General features: G+C 68.2%; 17 protein-coding genes and 2 rRNA genes. 1 reads left to right on the top strand and 18 read right to left on the bottom strand.

Annotation, left to right across the window (positions count from 1 at the left end):
• Window positions 1-8 precede the first annotated feature (8 nt).
• Window positions 9-449, top strand: a complete 441-nt coding sequence (locus MRBLWH3_RS10535) for a GNAT family N-acetyltransferase (protein ID WP_363431473.1) — start codon at window positions 9-11, stop codon at window positions 447-449.
• Between the two features lie 51 nt (window positions 450-500).
• Here the strand turns inward: MRBLWH3_RS10535 and der are convergent, their stop codons facing one another.
• The 18 genes from der to MRBLWH3_RS10445 all read right to left on the bottom strand — a co-directional run bounded on the left by der (window position 501) and on the right by MRBLWH3_RS10445 (window position 20,402).
• A complete protein-coding gene (gene der / locus MRBLWH3_RS10530; RefSeq protein WP_363431470.1) occupies window positions 501-2,039 on the bottom strand; it encodes a ribosome biogenesis GTPase Der in 1,539 nt (512 codons plus the stop codon).
• Between the two features lies 1 nt (window position 2,040).
• Entirely contained in the window at window positions 2,041-2,769 is a 729-nt protein-coding gene (gene cmk / locus MRBLWH3_RS10525) for a (d)CMP kinase (protein WP_363431467.1), read from the bottom strand.
• Entirely contained in the window at window positions 2,762-3,868 is a 1,107-nt protein-coding gene (locus MRBLWH3_RS10520; protein ID WP_363431464.1) for a prephenate dehydrogenase, read from the bottom strand. Before MRBLWH3_RS10520 ends, cmk begins: the two co-directional genes overlap by 8 nt.
• On the bottom strand, window positions 3,865-4,638 hold the full coding sequence (locus tag MRBLWH3_RS10515; protein ID WP_363431461.1) for a pseudouridine synthase: 774 nt from the start codon (window positions 4,636-4,638) through the stop codon (window positions 3,865-3,867). Before MRBLWH3_RS10515 ends, MRBLWH3_RS10520 begins: the two co-directional genes overlap by 4 nt.
• On the bottom strand, window positions 4,635-5,258 hold the full coding sequence (gene scpB, locus MRBLWH3_RS10510) for an SMC-Scp complex subunit ScpB (protein ID WP_363431458.1): 624 nt from the start codon (window positions 5,256-5,258) through the stop codon (window positions 4,635-4,637). Before scpB ends, MRBLWH3_RS10515 begins: the two co-directional genes overlap by 4 nt.
• Window positions 5,248-6,069 (bottom strand): segregation and condensation protein A, encoded by an 822-nt coding sequence (locus MRBLWH3_RS10505; protein WP_363431456.1) that lies wholly within the window; start codon window positions 6,067-6,069, stop codon window positions 5,248-5,250. Before MRBLWH3_RS10505 ends, scpB begins: the two co-directional genes overlap by 11 nt.
• Complete coding sequence (locus MRBLWH3_RS10500) at window positions 6,053-6,937, bottom strand: ParA family protein (protein WP_363431453.1); 885 nt, start codon at window positions 6,935-6,937, stop codon at window positions 6,053-6,055. Before MRBLWH3_RS10500 ends, MRBLWH3_RS10505 begins: the two co-directional genes overlap by 17 nt.
• Before the next feature lie 84 nt (window positions 6,938-7,021).
• Entirely contained in the window at window positions 7,022-7,972 is a 951-nt protein-coding gene (xerD, locus tag MRBLWH3_RS10495) for a site-specific tyrosine recombinase XerD (protein WP_363431450.1), read from the bottom strand.
• A 65-nt stretch (window positions 7,973-8,037) separates the two neighbouring features.
• On the bottom strand, window positions 8,038-8,643 hold the full coding sequence (locus MRBLWH3_RS10490) for an NUDIX hydrolase (RefSeq protein ID WP_363431447.1): 606 nt from the start codon (window positions 8,641-8,643) through the stop codon (window positions 8,038-8,040).
• A gap of 16 nt (window positions 8,644-8,659) precedes the next feature.
• Window positions 8,660-10,357 (bottom strand): CTP synthase, encoded by a 1,698-nt coding sequence (locus MRBLWH3_RS10485; RefSeq protein WP_363435456.1) that lies wholly within the window; start codon window positions 10,355-10,357, stop codon window positions 8,660-8,662.
• 77 nt (window positions 10,358-10,434) lie between these two features.
• Entirely contained in the window at window positions 10,435-12,126 is a 1,692-nt protein-coding gene (gene recN, locus MRBLWH3_RS10480) for a DNA repair protein RecN (protein ID WP_363431445.1), read from the bottom strand.
• Window positions 12,123-13,145 (bottom strand): NAD kinase, encoded by a 1,023-nt coding sequence (locus MRBLWH3_RS10475; RefSeq protein ID WP_363431442.1) that lies wholly within the window; start codon window positions 13,143-13,145, stop codon window positions 12,123-12,125. Before MRBLWH3_RS10475 ends, recN begins: the two co-directional genes overlap by 4 nt.
• Window positions 13,142-13,942 carry a TlyA family RNA methyltransferase gene (locus MRBLWH3_RS10470; RefSeq protein ID WP_363431439.1) on the bottom strand — a complete coding sequence of 267 codons (801 nt, stop codon included), beginning with the start codon at window positions 13,940-13,942 and terminating at the stop codon, window positions 13,142-13,144. The genes MRBLWH3_RS10475 and MRBLWH3_RS10470 overlap by 4 nt, the downstream gene beginning before the upstream one ends.
• The gene (locus MRBLWH3_RS10465) at window positions 13,939-14,097 is read right to left on the bottom strand and encodes a hypothetical protein (protein ID WP_363431436.1); all 159 of its coding nucleotides are present in this window, start codon (window positions 14,095-14,097) and stop codon (window positions 13,939-13,941) included. The genes MRBLWH3_RS10470 and MRBLWH3_RS10465 overlap by 4 nt, the downstream gene beginning before the upstream one ends.
• A 52-nt stretch (window positions 14,098-14,149) precedes the next feature.
• A complete protein-coding gene (locus MRBLWH3_RS10460; RefSeq protein WP_363431433.1) occupies window positions 14,150-15,187 on the bottom strand; it encodes an HAD-IIA family hydrolase in 1,038 nt (345 codons plus the stop codon).
• A complete protein-coding gene (locus tag MRBLWH3_RS10455; RefSeq protein ID WP_363431431.1) occupies window positions 15,187-16,980 on the bottom strand; it encodes a primosomal protein in 1,794 nt (597 codons plus the stop codon). The genes MRBLWH3_RS10460 and MRBLWH3_RS10455 overlap by 1 nt, the downstream gene beginning before the upstream one ends.
• Before the next feature lie 92 nt (window positions 16,981-17,072).
• Window positions 17,073-17,189: ribosomal RNA gene (gene rrf, locus MRBLWH3_RS10450) — 5S ribosomal RNA — on the bottom strand.
• Between the two features lie 108 nt (window positions 17,190-17,297).
• Window positions 17,298-20,402 (bottom strand): 23S ribosomal RNA (locus MRBLWH3_RS10445).
• Window positions 20,403-20,710: the final 308 nt, after the last annotated feature.

The following is a 20,710-nucleotide window of genomic DNA, read 5'->3' as shown; positions in this document are numbered from 1 at the left end:
ATGGCGGGATGCCGGACGACCCCCTCTACGAACTCGACGACGACCCCCACCGGATCCAGCGCGACGCCGTGTGGGCATGGCTCTCCACAGAGGCCTACTGGGGCGGGTGGCGCACCCGCGCGCAGGTCGAGGCGCAGCTCGACAACGCCTGGCGTGTGGTCGCCGCGTACAGTCGCTCGACCGGCGAGCTTGTCGGCTTCGCCCGCGCGGTCTCCGACGGCGTGGGGTTCGCCTACCTCGCCGATGTCTTCGTCGTCGACGCGCACCGCGGTCACGGACTCGGCAAGCGCCTGATCCGCCTGATGATCGACGACGGTCCGGGTGCCGACATGCGCTGGACGCTGTTCACCGGCGATGCGCACGGCCTCTACCGCCAGTTCGGCTTCGCCGAGCCCGACGCGACCGCGATGGTGCGCCCCGCTCTCTACCGCCGCGGCGAGTCCGCCTGAACGCAGGGACCGATGCCTCGGGGCGAGGCATCCGTCATTCCAGACTCCGCGTCAGCGCTGGCGACGCTCGCGCACCCGCATGTTGATCACGATCGGCGAGCCCTCGAAGCCGTACAGCTCGCGCAGGCGCCGCTGGATGAAGCGGCGGTAGCCCGGGTCGAGGAAGCCGGTCGTGAACAGCACGAAGGTCGGCGGGCGCGTGGACGCCTGCGTGCCGAACAGGATGCGCGGCTGCTTGCCTCCGCGCAGCGGGTGCGGGTGCTCGGCGATCAGCTCGGTGAGGAAGGCGTTGAACTTGCCCGTCGGGATGCGCTGATCCCACGACTCGAGGGCCGTTTCGAGCGCCGGCACGAGCTTGTCGAGGTGGCGTCCGGTGCGGGCCGAGATGTTGACGCGGGGCGCCCACGCGACGTGCGCGAGGTCCTGCTCGATCTCGCGCTCGAGGTAGCGGCGGCGGTCCTGGCCATCCATGTCGTCGTCGCCCAGTCGGTCCCACTTGTTGTAGGCGATGACGAGCGCGCGCCCGGACTCCAGGACGAGGTCGATGATGTTGAGGTCCTGCACGCTGATCGTCTGGGTCACGTCGATCACGACGATGGCGACCTCCGCCTTCTCCAGCGCCGCCGACGTGCGCAAGGAGGCGTAGAAGTCGGCACCCTGCTGCAGGTGCACCCGGCGGCGGATGCCGGCGGTGTCCACGAAGCGCCACAGCTTGCCTCCGAGCTCGACGATCTCGTCGACGGGGTCGCGGGTGGTGCCGGCGAGCTCGTTGACCACCACGCGTTCCTCCCCTGCGGCCTTGTTGAGCAGCGATGACTTGCCGACGTTCGGGCGGCCGAGGATCGCGACGCGACGCGGCCCGCCGACCTCGGCCTTGGCCACGGCCGACACGTCGGGCAGCACCTTCACCACCTCGTCGAGGAGGTCGGCGACGCCGCGGCCGTGGATCGCCGACACCGGCCACGGCTGGTCGAGGCCGAGGTTCCACAGCGCCGCGGCCTCGGGCTCCTGGCGTGCGTCGTCGATCTTGTTGGCGACGAGGAAGACGGGCTTGTTCGCCTTGCGCAGCAGCCGCACGACGTGCTCGTCGGTGGCGGTGGCGCCGACCATCGCGTCGACGACGAACAGCACGACGTCCGACAGGTCGATCGCGACCTCGGCCTGGGCGGCGACCGAACGGTCGATGCCGCGCGCGTCGGGCTCCCATCCGCCGGTGTCGACGAGAGTGAAGCGGCGGTCCATCCACTCGGCCTTGTACGTGACGCGGTCGCGCGTGACACCCGGGGTGTCCTCCACGACCGCCTCGCGGCGGCCGAGGATGCGGTTCACGAGCGCCGACTTGCCGACATTCGGGCGCCCGACGATCGCGACGACGGGCAGCGCCGGCAGGAACTCGATACCGTCCTCGCCGCGGACGATGCCCGCGAGCAGCGCCGCATCCTCATCGTCGAGGTCGTAGTCGTCGAGGCCGACGCGCAGCGCGACGGCCCGCTGCTCGGCGAGGTCGTCATCAAGGTCCGCGAGATTCTCGGCGAGACGGTCGTCGCCGGGCTCGAACTCGTCGAAGTCGGCGGGGTTGTCAGCGGCCATCTCAGGCTCCTGTCTGCAGTGGGTCGACCGCCGGCGCGCTCAGCGCGGCCCGGATCACGCCGAGCACGGCGTCCACGGTCTGGTCGAAATCGAGAGGTGTCGAGTCGACGACCTCGACGCCGGGCGCGGCGGTGAGGAAGTCGACGACGGCCGAGTCGGAGGCGTCGCGCTGATGGAGCGCGGCGGCGACGGCCGCAGCATCGTGCGTCGTCAGCTCGGCGCTGCGGCGCGCGGCGCGGACCTCCGGCGCGGCCGTGAGGAGGATGCGCACCGGGGCGTCGGGCGCGACGACCGTCGTGATGTCGCGGCCCTCGACGACCACACCCGGTCGCCCGGAGCGCGCCACGAGCGCGCGGAACAGCGCGTTCACCGAACGTCGCACGGCGGGCACGCGCGCGACGCCGCTCACGGCGTCGGACACGCGGGGCTCGCGGATCGCGTCGGTCACGTCGGCCTGACCGACCCGTACCCAGTACGCGTCGGGGTCGAGTGAGATCGCGTAGTCGAAATCCCCCGAGACATCGAGGACCGACGCTGCGTCCGACGTGTCGATGCCGCGCTCGAGCGCGTGCCATGCGAGGGCGCGGTAGGCGGCGCCGGTGTCGAGGTAGCCGTAGCCGAGACGGCGGGCCACCTGCTTCGAAACGCTGGACTTGCCGCTGCCGGCAGGGCCGTCGATCGCGACGACGACGGGGTCGGGTCCCGGCTTCGTGATCGCGGGATCAGTCATTGGTGGTGCTCGCAATCTTCCAGCCTCGCGACTCGAGACCGTCGATCGCCCGGCGCACGGCGCTCGGGACGACACTGATCTCGGCGAGGCCGAACTGGGCGCCGGGCGAATGCTCCAGGCGCAGGTCTTCCACGTTCACGTCGAGGTCGCCGAGCTCGCCGAAGAGGCGCCCGAGCTGGCCGGCGGTGTCATCGACCATCACCACGACCTGCTCGAAGCGGCGGTTCTGGCCGTGCTTGCCCGGCAGGCGCTCGACGCCGTCGTTGCCGCGGCGGATCGTGTCGGCGACGGCGCGCCGGGCGCCCGGGGCGTCGGGCTCGCGCAGGGCGTCGGCGACGGCGGCGAGGTCGGCGGCGACCTGATCGAGCACGTCGACGACGGGCGCCGCATTCGCACCGAGGATCTGCACCCACAGCTCCGGGGCCGAGGCCGCGATGCGGGTCGTGTCGCGCACGCCCTGACCGGCCAGCCGGAGAGAGCCGTCGGGGGCGTCGACGAAGCGTCCGGCGAGCAGGCTCGCGACCAGCTGCGGGACGTGCGAGACGAGCGCGACGCCGCGGTCGTGGTCTTCGGGGGTCATCTCGATCGGCGTAGCGCCGAGATCGAGAGCGAGGCCTTCGACGAGCGCCAGGTCGGTGGACGGCGTCTCCTCGTCGCGGCACACCACCCACGGACGCCCGACGAAGATGTCGGCGCGGGCCGAGATCGCTCCCCCGCGCTCGCGTCCCGCGAGCGGGTGCGAGCCGATGTAGTGCGTGAGGTCGACGCCGCGCTCGCGCAGCGTGCGGAGCGGTTCGAGCTTGACGCTCGCGACGTCCGTCACCACGGCGGACGGGTGGCGCTCGAGCTCACGCTGGATGACGTCGGCCGTGACGTCCGGCGGGACGGCGACGACGACGAGCGACGGCTCATCGTCGTCCGCGGCGCGGCGGCCGGCACCGTAGTCGATGGCGAGACGCAGCTGGGACGGCGACGTGTCGTCGAGCGCGACATCGACGCCGCGCGCGCTGAGCGCGTGGCCGATGCTCGCCCCGAGGAGGCCTGCACCGACGATCCGCACCGTGCCCTGCACGCGGGGAGCGAGGGAGGTCGCTGTCACTTGTCCTCCTGTTGACCTGCGGCTTGGCGCGAAAGAGTCAGCAGAGCGCCCCGCTCCACTTTAGTCAACTCGCGGGCGCGCCCGGCTGGCAGCGTTCCCAGGTGCAGCGGCCCGAACTGCCGGCGCACGAGTTCGACGACGGGATGCCCCACCTCAGCCATCATGCGGCGGACGATGCGGTTGCGCCCCGAGTGGAGCGTGAGCTCGACAAGGGAGCCGCCCCCCTCGGTCGAGGATGACAGCAGTCGCGCCTTGTCGGCGGAGATCGGGCCGTCCTCCAGGTCGACTCCCCGAAGGAGCCTCTGGATCGTCTGCGGCGTCACGCGGCCGTCGACCTTGGCGATGTAGACCTTGGTCACACCGAACGACGGGTGCGCGAGCACGTGTGCGAGCTCGCCGTCGTTCGTGAGCACGAGCAGGCCGCTGGTGTCGGCATCCAATCGCCCCACGTTGTACAGGCGCTCCGGCCAGTCCTTCGTGAAGCGGCGCAGGTCGGGACGACCGCGGTCGTCCTTCATGGAGCTCACGACGCCGGTCGGCTTGTTGAGCATGACGTAGCGCTTGGACTGGTCGAGCTGGACGGCCGTGCCGTCGATGTCCACGAGATCCTTCTCGGGGTCGATGCGCGAGCCCAGCTCCGTCACGATGTTCCCGTTCACGCGCACACGGCCCTCGACGATGAGGTTCTCGGCGACGCGCCGCGAGGCGACGCCCGCATTCGCGAGCACCTTCTGCAGGCGCACGCCCTCGGTGGATTCGGCGCCGGTCATCGTCGCACTCCTTCGTTCCGGCTGTCTCCGACCTCATCGGCACCGTCGAGCAGCGGCGAGATGTGGGGCAGCTCGTCCAGGGAGTTGATGCCCAGGTGCACGAGCAGCGCGTCGGTGGTGCCGTAGTTGATGGCGCCGGTCTCCGCATCGGCGAACAGCTCGGTGATGAGCCCGCGCGCGAGCAGCGTGCGCACGACCGAGTCGACGTTCACGGCTCGGATCGACGCGACCTGACTGCGGGTCACCGGCTGCTTGTACGCGATGACCGCGAGGGTCTCGAGCGCAGCCTGCGAAAGGCGCGACGGCGCCTGGCCGCCGACGTACTCGCTCACGAGGTCGTCGAACTCCTCACGGACGTAGAGGCGCCAGCCGCCGCCCACCTCGCGCAGTTCGAACCCGCGGACAGGCCCGCCGGCCCTGCCGTCGTAGTCGTCGACAAGCGTCTCGATGGCCTGGCGCACAGCGGGCACCGGTGCGCCGACGGCGGCCGCGAGGCTCACGAGGCTCTGCGGCTCCTCGACGATCAGCAGGATCGCCTCGAGCCGCCGGGCCACATCGGTCACCGTGACGGCGGGCGCGGCACCCCCGGCTGCTGAGCGTGTCGAAGCATCATCGGTCATAGTCGGCTCCCAAGGTGGCGAGGTTCTCGTCGCTCCAGCGCTGCGCGCTCCAGCGGAGGGTCAGCTCGCCGAGCGGCTCGAGTTGTTCGAACGACAGGGCGGCATGGCGGTACAGCTCCAGCACCGATAGGAAGCGAGCGACCACCACACCCGGCTGACCGACGCCCGCGATGAGCTCGCGGAACGTCAGGGCCCCGGCATCCCGCAGCAGTGTCACCACGATCGCGGCCTGCTCGCGGATGCTCACCAGAGGTGCGTGCAGGTGGTCGAACCCGATGCGCGGGATCTCCTTCGGCGTCATGGCCAGCAGGGCGAGCGCCGCGAAGTCGTCGGCGCTGAGCGACCAGACGAGTTCCGGCACGGCGTTGCGGTACTTCTCCTCCAGGCGCACCGAGCGCGTGTGGCGCACGGCCTCGCGGCGGAGGCACCGCTCGAACCACGCCGAGACCTCCTTGAACGCGCGATATTGCAGCAGCCGCGCGAACAGCAGATCTCGGGCCTCGAGGAGCGCGACCGATTCGGCGTCGACGAGCTCGCCCTGCGGCAGGAGCCCTGCGACCTTCATGTCGAGCAGGGTCGCGGCGACGACGAGGAACTCGGATGCCTCGTCCAGCTCCTCGCCCGCACCCAGATCTCGCAGGTATGCGATGAACTCGTTCGTCACGAGCGACAGCGACACCTCGGTGATGTCGAGCTCCTGCTTCGAGATCAGGGTCAGGAGGAGGTCGAACGGTCCGTCGAAGTTCGAGAGCGCGACCCGGAACCCCTCCCCGGTCGTTGAGCCTGCCGACGCGTCAGGCGACAGCGCCACGGGCGACCAGCTCCCGCGCCAGCCGCAGGTAGGCCTGCGCGGCGGCGTGCTCCGGCGCGAACTCCGTGATCGGCATGCCCGAGACGGACGCATCCGGGAACTTGACGGTGCGGCCGATCACGGTCTCGAGCACGTCGTCGCCGAAAGCGTCGACCACACGCTCGAGCACCTCGCGCGAGTGGAGCGTGCGCGCGTCGTACATCGTGGCGAGCACGCCGTCGAGCGTGATGGTGGGGTTGAGGCGGTCGCGCACCTTGTCGATCGTCTCGATGAGCATCGCGACGCCGCGGAGGGCGAAGAACTCGCACTCGAGCGGGATGACCACACCGTGGCTCGCGGTGAGGGCGTTCACCGTCAGAAGGCCCAGCGAGGGCTGGCAGTCGATGAGAATCACGTCGTAGTCGCCCGTGACCTTGCGCAGCGCCCTCGACAGCGTCTGCTCGCGCGCGACCTCGTTGACCAGGTGCACCTCGGCGGCCGACAGGTCGATGTTGGCGGGGATCACGTCGAGGTTCTCGACGCGCGTGTGCACGGTGACCTCGTGCGGGTCGCGCTTGCCGTCGAGCAGCAGGTCGTAGATCGTCGGGATCTCGTGGGTCTGGATGCCGAGACCCGCCGACAGCGCACCCTGCGGGTCGAAGTCGACCGCGAGCACCTTCCGGCCGTAACCGGCGAGGGCCGCCGCGAGGTTGATGGTGGTCGTCGTCTTGCCGACGCCGCCCTTCTGGTTGCACAGCGCGATGATGCGGGCGGGGCCGTGACCGTCGAGCTTCGGCGGGGTGGGGAAGCCCTGATAGGGACGACCGGTGGGTCCGATCGGCGTGTCCCCCGTGGCGGCCTTCGTCGCCGCCTGTGCCTTGCCCGCCACCAATGCTCCCGCCTACGTGCTTCGTGTCCACCGATTCTAGTCACGCCGCGCCCGCGAACGCCTGCGGCGCGGCGGGCGCGGGGCTCAGCGGGCGCGCGGATGCGACGTGGCGTACACGTCGCGGAGGGCGTCGATCGACACATAGGTGTAGATCTGCGTCGTCGCCACGGAGGCGTGGCCCAGCAGCTCCTGCACGACGCGCACGTCGGCGCCGCCCTGCAGCAGGTGGGTCGCGAACGAGTGCCGCAGCGTGTGCGGCGACACGTGCGCGGTGAGGTGGGCGCGCTCGGCCGCCGCCTGGATGATCAGCCAGGCGCTCTGCCGCGACAGCGGTGCTCCCCGGGCGCCGAGGAAGAGCTTCGGGGTCGACCGCCCGCGGTGCGAGAGCTCGGGCCGCGCACGGGTGAGATAGGCGTCCACGGCCGCGCGCGCGTACGAGCCGACCGGCACGATGCGCTCCTTCGAGCCCTTGCCGCGGACGCGGAGCACGTCGCCGCGCGCCGCGTCGTCGACATCCAGTTGCACGATCTCCGACACGCGCGCGCCGGTGGCGTACAGCAGCTCGAGCAGGGCGCGGTCGCGCATGCCGAGCAGGTCGCCCGCCGCCGCTCCCCCGCTGCCGGACACATCGGCCCCGGTCGCCGGCGCCGGGCCAGAGGCATCCAACAGGCTCTCCACCTGCTCGATCGTCAGCGCCTTGGGCAGCCGTCGGGGCTGCTTGGGCGGGCGGAGGTGCGACGACGGGTCGCTGGGCTCGATGCCTTCGCGGGCGAGGAAGCGGTGAAGCCCGCGCACCGACGACTGCAGCCGCGCCAGCGACGACGCCGCCATCGGCGGCTGGGCGGCCGCGCGGTCGGCGATGAAGCTCGCGAGCGTGACCGACGTGACCGCGGCGGTGTCGTCGATGTGCTGCTCGCGCAGCCACTCGGCGTAGCCCGAGAGGTCGTGCCGGTACGCCGCGACGGTGTTCTCCGACAGGCCGCGTTCGATCGCGACGTGGCGCAGGTAGGAATCCACCGCCCGAGCGATCTGCATGTCAGCCGCCTCCTGTCACGAGGGTCTCACGTCCGGCGGGAGTGCCGGCGCACGACGGAGCGATCTCAGGCTCCCGGATTCTCCTCCGCGCGCAGGCGCTCGGCCGCGGCCAGCACGCCCACCGCGAGGATGCCGTTGCGCAGACGCCCCGCGAGGATCCCCGCCACCGCGTCGGCGAGCGGCAGCCAGTCCGCACGGATGTCGGCCTCCTCGTCCTCCCGTGCGTGCACCTCGTTCGCGGGGGTCAGGCCGCGCGCGAGGAACAGGTGGACGATCTCATCGTTCCCGCCGGGTGTGGTGAAGATGCTCACCAACGGCTCCCACGACGAGGCGACGAGGTCGACCTCCTCGGCGAGCTCGCGCCGGGCGGTCTCCAGCGGCGTCTCGCCGGCGATGTCCAGCAGGCCGGCTGGGATCTCCCAGTCGCGGTGGCGGATCGGGTGCCGGTACTGCTGGATCAGCAGCACCCGGCCCTCATCGTCCACCGCCACGACAGCGGCCGCGCCGGGATGATCCACGTACTGGCGCACGATCTGCCCGTCGCCGTAAGCGACGGTGTCACTGCGCACATCCCACACCCGGCCCTGGTAGACCAGGTCGCTGCCGAGGACCGTGGGCTCGACAGGCTCGTCGGCGAGGAGTTCCTTCGCGGGCACGCCGGGGTGCGGCATCCGTCCCTCCGTCACGTCAGTCGTTCTCGACGTCGAAGAGCTCGCTCGCGCGGTGCCGCTCGAGCGCCGCGCCGACGAGACCGCGGAACAGCGGGTTGGCGTCCGTGGGACGCGAGCGCAGTTCGGGGTGCGCCTGCGTCGCGATGTAGTAGGGGTGCACATCGCGCGGCAGCTCGACGTACTCCACGAGGTTGAGATCGGGGTTGATGCCCGAGAACATCAGGCCCGCCTCCGCGATCTGGTCGCGGTAGCGGTTGTTCACCTCGTAGCGGTGACGGTGGCGCTCCGACGCGCGGTCCGCGCCGTACACCTCGGCCGCGATCGAGCCCTCCGCGAGGTCGGCCGGGTACAGGCCGAGACGCATCGTGCCACCCAGGTCGCCGTGGTCGAGGATGTCGACCTGCTCCTCCATGGTGGCGATGACGGGATGCTGCGTGTCGGGGTCGAACTCGCTCGACGAAGCATCCTCGATCCCCGCGACGTGACGGGCGTACTCGATCACGATGCACTGCAGGCCGAGGCAGATGCCGAGGGTCGGGATGCCCTGCTCGCGCGCGAACTTCAGCGCGCCGATCTTGCCCTCGATGCCGCGGATGCCGAAGCCGCCCGGGATCACGATGCCGTCGAGCGGGCCGAGCGCCTTCGCGGCACCTTCCGGCGTCTCGCACTCGTCGGAGGGAATCCAGCGGATGTTGACGTGCGTCTCCTGTGCGAATCCGCCCGCCTTGAGGGCCTCGGTGACCGAGAGGTACGCGTCGGGGAGGTCGATGTACTTGCCGACGAGGCCGATCGTCACCTCGTGCTTCGGGTTGTGCACGGCGTTCAGCACGCGCTGCCAGCGCGACCAGTCGACGTCGGCGGCCTTGGACAGGCCGAGCGCGCGGACGATGTAATCGTCGAGGCCCTGCTCGTTGAGCAGCGAGGGGATGTCGTAGATGCTCGGCACGTCGACGGCGTTCACGACAGCACCCTCGTCGACGTCGCACATGAGCGCGATCTTGCGCTTGTTCGACTCGGTGACGGGGCGGTCGCTGCGCAGCACCAGTGCGTCGGGCTGGATGCCGATGGAGCGGAGAGCGGCGACGGAGTGCTGCGTCGGCTTGGTCTTCTGCTCCCCCGATGCGCCCATGAACGGCACGAGCGAGACGTGCACGAAGAAGACGTTGTTGCGGCCCAGCTCGTGGCGGATCTGGCGGGCCGACTCGATGAACGGCTGCGACTCGATGTCGCCGACGGTGCCGCCGATCTCGGTGATGATCACGTCGGGCTTCGGCGTCTCGTCGGCCTGCAGGCGCATGCGGCGCTTGATCTCGTCGGTGATGTGCGGGATGACCTGCACCGTGTCGCCGAGGTACTCGCCGCGGCGCTCCTTCGCGATGACCTGCGAATAGATCTGGCCGGTGGTCACGTTGGCGGCCTGGCTGAGCTCGATGTCGAGGAAACGCTCGTAGTGGCCGATGTCGAGATCGGTCTCGGCGCCGTCGTCGGTGACGAAGACCTCGCCGTGCTGGAAGGGGTTCATCGTGCCCGGGTCGACGTTCAGATACGGGTCGAGCTTCTGCATCACGACGCGCAGACCGCGCGCGGTGAGGAGGTTTCCGAGGCTCGCCGCGGTGAGACCCTTGCCCAACGAGGAAACGACACCACCGGTCACGAAGATGTGCTTGGTGGTGTCGTTCGAAGTGTCGCCGCGGAAAGAATCAGAAGTCTGCATCACGGGCTTTTATCCTATCAGGCAGTGTTTCGATGAGCTTCGCAGAAGCTGAGGACACGCGGAGTCCGCCACTGTACTCAGTCGACTTCGGTGCGAAGGCTGAGCAACTCGCGTGCGTGCGTGAGCGCCGCATCGGAGTCGGGCATGCCCGACAGCAGGCGCGCCATCTCGGCCTCGCGATCGGCACCGTCCAGGCGACGGACATCGGATGCCGTGACCGAGCCGTCGTTCGCCTTCACGACGGTCAGGTGGTTGGCCGCGAAGGCCGCCACCTGCGCGAGATGGGTGACCGCGATGACCTGGGACGACTCCGAGAGGCGCGCGAGACGCCGGCCGACTTCGATCGCGGCGGCGCCGCCGATCCCGGCATCCACCTCGTCGAACACGAACGTCGGCACGGGGTCGACGGCCGCGATCACGACCTCGATCGCGAGCATGACGCGGCTGAGCTCGCCGCCGCTCGCGCCACGCGACACCGCTCGCGGCTCGGCGCCGGGGTGCGGGGCGAGCAGGATGGCGACGTCGTCGCGGCCGAAGGCGGACTCCGTGCCGGGCGTGACGGAGACCTCCAGGCGAGCATCCGGCATCGCGAGTGCCCGCAACTCGGTCGTGACCGCCGCTCCCAGCCGCGCGGCCGCGTCTGTGCGCGCCGCGGTGAGCGCACCGGCGCTCTCGTCGAGGACGGAAGCTGCGACATCCCTCTCCGCCGTCAGCCGCTCGATGCGATCGGAGTCGTCGTCGAGTTCGGCGAGCCGAGAGGAGCCGGTGTCGAGCAGCTCGATGGCGGTGTCCAGGCTGCCGTGCGCGCGGACCAGGCCGGCGAGCACGGCGCGGCGCTCCTCGACCGCGGCCAGCTCGTGGGGACCGGACTCGTCGAGGTCGGCGAGGTAGCCCGCGAGCGCCGCGGCGATGTCGGCGACGCGGTAGCCGACGTCGGCGAGCTGCCCGGAGAGTTCGGCGAGCACGGGGTCGTGGACCCGCTCGAGGGCGCGACGCGCCTCCGCGAGCAAGGCCCCTGCGTCGGGTTCGTCACCGTCGCCGGACAGTCCGTCATGGGCGGTCGCGGCAGCGACGCGGAGTTCCTCGGCGTTCGCCAGACGCTCGGCGCGGGTCGCGAGCTCGGCGTCCTCGCCGGACTCGGGTGCCGCCTGCTCGATCTCGGCGAGCTGCGCGCGGAGGTCGTCGGCCTCGCGCGCCCGCGCGTCGCGATCGTCGGTGAGCTGCGACAGCTCGCGGTCGATCGCACGCCAGTGCTCGAACGCGCGGCGGTACGCGTCGCGCGCGGTGTGGACGGGCTCGCCGCCGAAGCGGTCGAGTGCGTCCCGCTGGGCGGCCGCGGAGCGCAGCCGGAGCTGGTCGGACTGTCCGTGAACCACCACGAGCTCGTCAGCGAGGTCGGCGAGCACGCCGGCCGGCGCGGCTCGCCCGCCGACCGAGGCGCGCCCGCGGCCCTCACTGGAGATCGAGCGGCCGATGTACAGCTCCGCGCGGCCACCGCCGATCGGCTCGACGTCGCCACCGGCCTCGCGCACGCGCGCGGCGACCGGTCCGTCCTCGGGGACGATCCACACACCGTCGACGGTCGCCTGAGCGGCGCCGGCGCGCACGGCGCCGGAGTCGGCGCGCTGGCCGAGCAGCAGCCCGAGTCCCGTCACGACCATCGTCTTGCCGGCGCCGGTCTCACCGGTGATCGCCGTGAATCCCGCTCCGATCGGCAGCGTCGCCTCGGCGATCACGCCGAGATCCCGCAGGCGCATCTCCTCGATCACGGGGCGACCTCGCTGCCGACGGCGGTGGACTCCCGATCAGCGGAGGTGGCAGCATCCGTGGCCCGTTTCGCCTGCGTCGGCATGACGCCGGTGATCGCGGCCGGACCGCGCCACCCCTCCACCGGCAGGCGGAACTTGCGCACAAGGCGGTCGGTGAACTGGGCGGGGTGCAGCCGCGCGAGGCGCACCGGGCGGTCGGACCGCCGCACCACCACGCGCGCACCCGGCGGCAGGTCGTGCGAGCGGCGTCCGTCGCACCACAGGATGCCGGTGCCGTTGGTGCGCTCGAGCACCTCGATCGCCACCGAGTGCTCCGGCCCGACGACGAGAGGTTTGGCGAACAGCGCGTGCGCTGACAGCGGCACCACGGCGATCGCCTCGACCGTCGGCCAGATCACCGGGCCGCCGGCAGAGAAGTTGTACGCGGTTGATCCCGTGGGCGTCGACACGACCATGCCGTCGCAGCCGAATGTCGACAGGGGACGACCGTCGATCTCGACGACGACCTCGAGCAGGCGCTCGCGGCTGGCCTTCTCGACCGTCGCCTCGTTGAGCGCCCACGTCTCGTAGATGACCGAGTCGCCGGTGTCCTTCACCCGGATCTGCAGCGCCATGCGCTCTTCGACCTCGTACTCCCGAGCGATGACGCGGCGGACGGCCTCGTCCATGTCGTCGCGCTCGATCTCGGCGAGAAAGCCGACGTGGCCCATATTGATGCCGAGGATCGGCGCGCTGCCGTCGCGGACGAGCTCTGCCGCCCGGAGGATCGTCCCGTCGCCGCCGAGCACGATGGCGAGCTCGATGTCGGCCACCGGCACGTCCCTACCGAGCACCGCGACATCGGCCAGCGAAGGACCCGCCTGCACCAGGTCCTCGCCGTCGTCGAGGGCGAGCACAGGGCGCGCACCGGCAGCGCGCAGCGCGGCGACGACCCGCTCGGCCGCAGCGACGGTCTCGGCGCGATGGGCGTGCGCCACCACCAGGATGCTGCGCTCGGCCTGTGTGTCGACGTCGTTCATCGGCTCCCCGCCAGTCGGTTCACGGTGCTCAACCATTCTGTCGGATTGCTCCCCCGCCCCGGCGCGAGGTGCGCGATGAACTCGGAATTGCCGTGCGTTCCCGCGATCGGGGAGGGCACGACACCGCAGGTGCCGAGCCCCGCGTCCCACGCCGACCACAGCACGCGCGCAACGGCGTCCGCGCGCAGCACGGCGTTGGTCACGAGGCCGCCCTTCACGGCGGTGCGCCCGACTTCGAACTGCGGCTTGATCAGCACCACGAGATCGGCCCCGGATGCTGCGACACCGCGCGCTGCGGGCAGCACATGCGTGAGCGAGATGAAGGACAGATCGCCCGTGATCACGGAGGGCGCCTCGGAGACGCCGCTCGCCGCGGCGAGGGTTTCGGGCGTCATGTAGCGGACGTTGAAGCCCTCGACCGACACGACCCCGGGATCTTGTGAGACGGATGCTGCGAGCTGCCCGTGACCGACATCCACGGCGATCACCGGCTCGGCGCCGCGCTCGCGCAGCACTTGGGTGAAGCCGCCGGTGGACGCGCCCATGTCGAGCGCGACCTGACCGCGGACGTCGACCTCGAAGGCGTCGAGGCCCGCGATGAGCTTGTGCGCAGCACGGCTGACGTACTGATCGGACGCCGCCACTTCGATCAGGGAATCGTCGCCGACCGGCGTCGAGGCCTTGACCGCCGGACGCCCGTCGACCATGACCAGTCCTTCGGAGATGAGGGTCGCGGCGTGGGTGCGCGAGCGCGCGAGGCCCCGGGCAGCGAGAGCGGCGTCGAGGCGGCTCGTCATGAGGCGGTGCCGGGGGTCGCCTCGAGGCGACGGGCCAGCGTGTCGTGCAGAGTGTCGTACGCCTCGGCACGCGTCGCCAGCGGCTGCGCCTCGATCACTTCGAGGGTCGACAGCAGGTCGCCGTGCTCGTCCTCATGTTCGCGGGCTCCATCCATGTCCCCCAGACTACGGGGGTCGCCCGGCGCGCCCGGGCCGCCGCGGCGAGGATCAGGGGCGGTGGAACGGATCCGCGTACAGCCGCTCGGGCACGCGGAAGCCGAAGATCGCCCGCCCGGTCGACCAGATCGCCGCCGCACCTGCGCGCACGAGATCGACCGGCTCATCGCCCTCGCTGAGAATGCGGACGTCGGGACCGTCGATCACGACGCGTGCGCCCCGCACCGTCGCCACACCGTCCTTCACGTGCACCTCGGGGTACGGCTCGTGGAGCTCACGCAGGTCGCCGAGGATGTACGTCGGCCGCGAGTTCTCGGGCGCGGCCAGCACGTGCTTGGGTCGGTCCACGCCCGTCAGAACGAGCGCGGAGGAGATTCCGGCACGGTTGGCGCCCAGGATGTCGGTATCGAGACGGTCGCCCAGGAACAACGGATGCTGCGCCTCGAACCGTGTGACGGCTTCCTGGAAGATCGGCACTTCGGGCTTGCCGGCGACGGTCGCGAGCCGACCGACGGCCGTGTGCACCGCGGAGACCAGGGTGCCGTTGCCGGGAGCGATGCCACGCGACTGCGGGATCGTCCAGTCGGTGTTCGTGGCCACCCACGGGATGCCGCCGTCCTCTTCGGGCGTCTTGAGCGCGAAGGCCGCCTCGGCGAGCTGCGTCCAGCCCACCTCCGGCGCGAACCCCTGCACGACCGCCGACGGGGCGTCGTCGGCGCTGCGCGTCACGACGAAGCCGGCCTTCTCGACCTCGACGACCAGGCCGTCGCCACCGACGACGAGCACCGTCGACCCCGGCGCGATCCTTTCGGCGAGCAGCCGCATCGCGGCCTGCGGGCTGGTCACGACGTCGCGCGGAGTCGTCGCGAGCCCGAGCTCGCTCAGATGCGCCGCGACCGAGGCATCCGTGCGTGCCGCATTGTTCGTGATGTACGCGAGGGAACGGCCGTCGCGGGCGCGATTGAGGCTCTCGACCGCGTGCGGAAGGGCACCGGCGCCTGCGTAGACGACCCCGTCGAGGTCGGCCAGCACGACGTCGACCCCGTCGAGCGGGGCGGGCGTCCCAGCCCGCCGCCCGAACAGCGCCATCAGTGGGCGGCCTCGTCATCGCCGGGCTCGTCGACTCCCGCCTCCGCGAGGATCTCGGAGACCTCGTCGGCGACGGAGATCTCCTCCGGCGCGGTTGTGGCAGGCTCCGGCTCGTCGAGGTCCTCGGGTGCGTCCGCCTCGTCGAGGGGGCCCTCCGCGTCCTCTTCGTCATCGAGGTCCATCTCGAAGACCTCCTCGACGAAGACCGTCTCGAGATCGTCAAGACCGGAGGCCGCGTCGATCGCCTCGGCGGCGACCACCGCGCGACGCTGCCACTGCGCGGCTTCGTCCGTGCGACCGAGCTCCTCGAGCACGGCGGCACGGGCGGCGAACAGCGCCGGGCTCCAGTCGAACGCACGATCGGGATCGAGCTCGGGGATGTCGAGCTCCTGGAGCGCGCGCTCCGGGTCGCCGAGATCGAGACGGGCACCCGACATCGCGATCGCCAGTTCGACGCGCACGGGCGTCTCGAGCGTGGAGCGGTCGACGGCACGGCCGACTTCGAGCGCCCGATCGGCTCGCCCGACACCGCGTTCGCTGTCGACCATCAGCGCGATCTGGTCGTCGCGCCCCGAGATGCGCCGGTAGGTGCGCAGTTCCCGCAACGCGAGCGCGAAGTCACCTGTCGCGTACGCGGTGATCGCAAGCGTCTCGCGCACGACGGCGATACGCCCGGCACGGCGGGACGCCGAAAGTGCGTGCTGGTGCGCCAGCTCTGGGTCCTCGTCGATCAGCTCGGACGCCATCACGAGGTGACGCGCGACCTCCTCGGCGTTCTCCTTGCTCAGGGTCTTCAGCTCGTTGCGCGCAGCCGGCGGCAGATCGCGTCCGGTGACATCCTCGGGGATGACCGGGTCGTCGTGCCGAGCACGGACCGCACGGATCTCGCCCTCGCGGACCGCGCGGTCGGGGCGGTTCGCACCCCCACGCGTCGGACGTGCAGAGCGGTCCGACGGCTTGTGGTCGCCATCGCGCTTCGCATACGGCGGGCGGTCGCCATCGCGCTTCGCATACGGCTTGTGGTCGCCATCGCGCTTCGCATACGGGCGGTCGCCGTCGCGCTTCGCATACGGGCGGTCGCCGTCGCGCTTCGCATACGGGCGGTCGCCGTCGCGCTTCGCATACGGGCGGTCGCCATCGCGCTTCGCATACGGCTTGTGGTCGCCGTCGCGCTTCGCATACTGGCGGTCGCCGTCGCGCTTCGCGTACGGCTTGTGGTCGCCATCGCGCTTCGCGTAAGGGCGGTCGCCGTCGCGCTTCGCGTACGGCTTGTGGTCGCCATCGCGCTTCGCGTAAGGGCGGTCGCCGTCGCGCTTCGCATAAGGGCGGTCGCCATCGCGCTTCGCATACGGCGGGCGGTCGCCATCGCGCTTCGCATACGGCGGGCGGTCGCCATCGCGCTTCGCATACGGCGGGCGGTCGCCATCGCGCTTCGCATACGGCTTGTGGTCGCCATCGCGCTTCGCGTAAGGGCGGTCGCCATCGCGCTTCGCATACGGCGGGCGGTCGCCATCGCGCTTCGCATACGGCGGGCGGTCGCCATCGCGCTTCGCATACGGCGGGCGGTCGCCATCGCGCTTCGCATACGGCGGGCGGTCGCCATCGCGCTTCGCATACGGCTTGTGGTCGCCATCGCGCTTCGCGTAGGGACGGTCACCCTCGCGCGTGGGATACGGCTTGCGATCGCCGTCGCGCTTGGCGTACGGCTTCCGGTCGGCACCGGACGACGAGGGCTTTCCGCTGGATCGTTCGCGTGGCGCGCGTCGATCGTCGCGCGACTCCTGCTCTGACATTCTTCGATCCTCCTGGATGCGGTCTACGTCGGCAATCGACCGTGTTAACGCGGAATGGCCACCCCGTGGGGGTGGCCATTTCGTGAATGGGTGTCCGGCGGTGTCCTACTCTCCCACAGGGTCCCCCCTGCAGTACCATCGGCGCTGAGAGGCTTAGCTTCCGGGTTCGGAATGGGACCGGGCGTTTCCCTCTCGCTATGGCCGCCGAAACTCTTTCGATGTTTCAGGTCTTCACAACGTGAAAAGTCTATGTTTTGTTGTGTTCCCGACCGTACATCGGGAACCACTCAGTGGACGCGAGCACCAGAAATGTTGGTGTTATCAAGTCATCGGCTTATTAGTACCAGTCAGCTGCACACGTTGCCGTGCTTCCACATCTGGCCTATCAACCCAGTAGTCTGGCTGGGAGCCTCTCACCCGAAGGTATGGAAGTCTCATCTTGAGGCCGGCTTCCCGCTTAGATGCTTTCAGCGGTTATCCATCCCGAACGTAGCTAACCAGCGGTGCACTTGGCAGTACAACTGGCACACCAGAGGTTCGTCCAACCCGGTCCTCTCGTACTAGGGTCAGATCCTCTCAAACTTCCTACGCGCGCAGCGGATAGGGACCGAACTGTCTCACGACGTTCTAAACCCAGCTCGCGTACCGCTTTAATGGGCGAACAGCCCAACCCTTGGGACCTACTCCAGCCCCAGGATGCGACGAGCCGACATCGAGGTGCCAAACCATGCCGTCGATATGGACTCTTGGGCAAGATCAGCCTGTTATCCCCGAGGTACCTTTTATCCGTTGAGCGACAGCGCTTCCACAAGCCACTGCCGGATCACTAGTCCCGACTTTCGTCCCTGCTCGACCTGTCAGTCTCACAGTCAAGCTCCCTTGTGCACTTACACTCGCCACCTGATTGCCAACCAGGTTGAGGGAACCTTTGGGCGCCTCCGTTACTTTTTGGGAGGCAACCGCCCCAGTTAAACTACCCACCAGGCACTGTCCCTGAACCGGATTACGGTTCGAAGTTAGATATCCAGAGTGACCAGAGTGGTATTTCAACAATGACTCCACGAATACTGGCGTATCCGCTTCACAGTCTCCCACCTATCCTACACAAGCCACACCGAACACCAATACCAAGCTGTAGTAAAGGTCACGGGGTCTTTCCGTCCTGCTGCGCGTAACGAGCATCTTTACTCGTATTGCAATTTCGCCGAGTTCGCGGTTGAGACAGTTGGGAAGTCGTTACGCCATTCGTGCAGGTCGGAACTTACCCGACAAGGAATTTCGCTACCTTAGGATGGTTATAGTTACCACCGCCGTTTACTGGGGCTTAAATTCTGAGCTTCGCCTTGCGGCTAACCCGTCCTCTTAACCTTCCAGCACCGGGCAGGCGTCAGTCCGTATACATCGTCTTGCGACTTGGCACGGACCTGTGTTTTTAGTAAACAGTCGCTACCCACTAGTCTCTGCGGCCACCACACCCTTTTCCAGGCAAGCTGGTATAAGCGGATGGCCCCCCTTCTCCCGAAGTTACGGGGGCATTTTGCCGAGTTCCTTAACCACGATTCTCTCGATCTCCTTGGTATTCTCTACCTGACCACCTGAGTCGGTTTGGGGTACGGGCGGCTAGAACCTCGCGTCGATGCTTTTCTCGGCAGCATAGGATCACCCACTTTTCATCCGCATCGTGTCTCAGCCTGTATGAGTCACGGATTTGCCTATGACTCGGCCTACGCACTTGCCCCGGGACAACCATCGCCCGGGATGGGCTACCTTCCTGCGTCACACCTGTTAATACGCTAACCGCACCAGAATGGGGTCGTGCGCTAGGCCCGAAGCATCACCCCGAAGGGATCCGTCAACGGGATTCAGACACTTAGCACTACTGGATTAGTTTGGGCGGTTCTTCGCCGGTACGGGAATATCAACCCGTTGTCCATCGACTACGCCTGTCGGCCTCGCCTTAGGTCCCGACTTACCCAGGGAAGATTAGCTTGACCCTGGAACCCTTGGTCTTTCGGAGGACGTGTTTCTCACACGTCTTTCGCTACTCATGCCTGCATTCTCACTCGTGTAGCGTCCACGGCTGGGTCACCCCGCCGCTTCACTCGCCACACGACGCTCTCCTACCCATCAACACGGCTGGACCACGAAGGCCTACCAATAATGTCAATGCCACAACTTCGGTGGCGTGCTTGAGCCCCGTTACATTGTCGGCGCGGAATCACTTGACCAGTGAGCTATTACGCACTCTTTCAAGGGTGGCTGCTTCTAAGCCAACCTCCTGGTTGTCTAAGCAACTCCACATCCTTTCCCACTTAGCACGCGCTTAGGGACCTTAGATGGTGGTCTGGGTTGTTTCCCTCTCGACTATGAAGCTTATCCCCCACAGTCTCACTGCTGCGCTCTCACTTACCGGCATTCGGAGTTTGGCTGACGTCAGTAACCTTGTAGGGCCCATCGGCCATCCAGTAGCTCTACCTCCGGCAAGAAACACGCAACGCTGCACCTAAATGCATTTCGGAGAGAACCAGCTATCACGAAGTTTGATTGGCCTTTCACCCCTATCCACAGCTCATCCCCTCAGTTTTCAACCTAAGTGGGTTCGGCCCTCCACGACGTCTTACCGTCGCTTCAGCCTGGCCATGGATAGATCACTTCGCTTCGGGTCTAGGACATGCGACTGAATCGCCCTATTCAGACTCGCTTTCGCTACGGCTACCCCACCCGGGTTAACCTCGCCACATATCGCTAACTCGCAGGCTCATTCTTCAAAAGGCACGCTGTCACACCTACCAGGGGTGCTCCAACGGTTTGTAAGCAAACGGTTTCAGGTACTATTTCACTCCCCTCCCGGGGTACTTTTCACCTTTCCCTCACGGTACTTGTCCGCTATCGGTCATCTGGGAGTATTTAGGCTTATCAGGTGGTCCTGACAGATTCACACGGGATTTCTCGGGCCCCGTGCTACTTGGGATACGCTCCACGCCAGAACACGCATTTCGACTACGGGGCTGGCACCCACTCTGGCCCGCCTTTCAAGACGGTTCGTCTATACGCTTCTGTCACGTCGACCACTCGGCAGAATGATCAGGAACGTCCCGCAACCCCCCACATGCAACGCCTGCCGGCTCTCACACACATGAGGTTTAGCCTGATCCGATTTCGCTCGCCACTACTCACGGAATCACGGTTGTTTTCTCTTCCTGTGGGTACTGAGATGTTTCACTTCCCCACGTTCCCTCTACCCGCCCTATATATTCAGGCGGGAGTCACTAGGTCGGCACGCCGCCCAGCGGGGTTTCCCCATTCGGACACCCTCGGATCAAAACTTGCTTATCAGTTCCCCGAGGCTTATCGCAGATTGCTACGTCCTTCTTCGGCTCCAGATGCCAAGGCATCCACCGTTTGCTCTTAAAGACTTGAAAACATGAGAATCAAAACTCGGACGCACTCCCCAAAAGGAATACGACCAGAAATTGACTAATGATCTTTAAGATCATCAACACAAAACAACCCCGAAGGGTCATCTTGCAAAGATGCTCGCGTCCACTGTGTAGTTCTCAAAGTACGGGCGGCACTCCCCCACCACCAGCACAACCACCGGCAGCCAAGGAAGCCCAGAGAGTCAGCCACCACACCCCACCCAAACGATGAGCATGCGACGTCCGGTCCCTCAGGACCCAACAGCGTGCAGGCACCCCGCTCACCAGAACCCACCCTCCAACCCGAACCC

Origin of the sequence: Microbacterium sp. LWH3-1.2 (assembly GCF_040675855.1) — a bacterium.
Classification (GTDB): Bacteria; Actinomycetota; Actinomycetes; order Actinomycetales; family Microbacteriaceae; genus Microbacterium.
The sequence above is the reverse complement of the archived record's forward strand: the minus strand, read 5'-3'. Positions and strand labels throughout refer to the sequence as shown.